Source organism: Shewanella sp. SM87, from assembly GCF_025653705.1.
Classification (GTDB): Bacteria; Pseudomonadota; Gammaproteobacteria; order Enterobacterales; family Shewanellaceae; genus Shewanella; species Shewanella oncorhynchi.
Map to the genome: position 1 here is coordinate 1 of NZ_JAKKSC010000079.1, position 1,261 is coordinate 1,261.

A 1,261-nucleotide genomic window follows, 5' to 3' on the forward strand; every position below is an offset into this window, starting at 1 on the left:
GCCAACTGCCAACTATTCGTTCATTTTTCAATAAAAAGAGTTCCGACCCCGGTAATTGCTTCATCAGTAGCGACAACACTTTATGCATATCTTCGGGATGGCAATAACAGTCGAGATTTGAATAATATCCGAAATAAAACCTGTCTGTATCACACGATATATATGGCCTCTTGTGGGTCACTTTTATCATATGGGGGTGTCCACGCTTGATAGCACTTATTGAGGTGGTTTCTACATTTTTAAAACCAGTAAAGAACAATGCCCCCAGAGCCATTCCACCTACACCAACCAGCGCTGCTGGGCCTAAAAAGGCCACCCCGACAATACAAACCACCACACCAAACCAAGCCAGCCCCCGCACTACCGCATAGGCTGCATCCGGAATAGCATCATGATAGGTGGTGACCAGCCCCTCGGTGGTGAGCCGATAGTGGTACTGTTTGTCAGCCAACCAGAGGTAGCGCATAAATGGCCCAAAAATCATCGCTATGATGAGAAAATAATACCATTGCTCAAATCCATACCAGTATGTCACCAACCCAACTAGAGCCGTAATCCCGCACGGAATAAGGACCATGATCCACCCAATGCCATACACAGTCGCTACCTTAATATCCCACTCATAGAGGGTGGGCGCCTCACGCACCCGCTGCTGACGCAACTGATAGAGCCGGTCTTGCTCCTCTTGGGGTAATTGCAGGTACTCAGTGCGCGGCAGGTCTTCATACCGACTGTAGTCCAACGGTTGTGTCTCTTGCTCTGTCGACGCCAACTGCTGCGGCGCTGCTCTCTTATTCATATAGCTATTCCTTTGCTGTGCCCACGGTACTGCATGGTCGTCGTTAACCTACCCACACGGTTTGTACTTAATGTCTTCTCGCCCTTAACGACCTTGCCGCGAAAGGTCTGTTAGCCTGCATCCAGATAATGGTCGTAATTAGCGCCAGTAACAGGCGCGAGAAAAAACGTTAACTGGGCTGGGTATTCTCAGGGGCAAAATCTGACAGTTGAGCAGATTCGCCGTCACGGGTGCCAACTTTAGAGAGGCCAACTATTCGTTCATTTTTCAATAAAAAGAGTTCCGACCCCGGTAATTGCTTCATCAGTAGCGACAACACTTTATGCATATCTTCGGGATGGCAATAACAGTCGAGATTTGAATAATATCCGAAATAAAACCTGTCTGTATCACACGATATATATGGCCTCTTGTGGGTCACTTTTATCATATGGGGGTGTCCACGCTTGATAGCACTTATTG

Annotated in this window: 1 protein-coding gene and 1 pseudogene; both read right to left on the reverse strand. The window is 47.7% G+C overall.

The genetic code is table 11. From position 1 onward, the window contains the following. Nucleotides 1–799 (reverse strand): hypothetical protein (locus L5M11_RS23695; protein WP_263193449.1); only part of this gene is annotated, 799 nt, incomplete at its 3' end. A 169-nt stretch (nucleotides 800–968) separates the two neighbouring features. Continuing rightward, nucleotides 969–1,261, reverse strand: a pseudogene (locus L5M11_RS23700) (hypothetical protein); the annotation flags it as partial.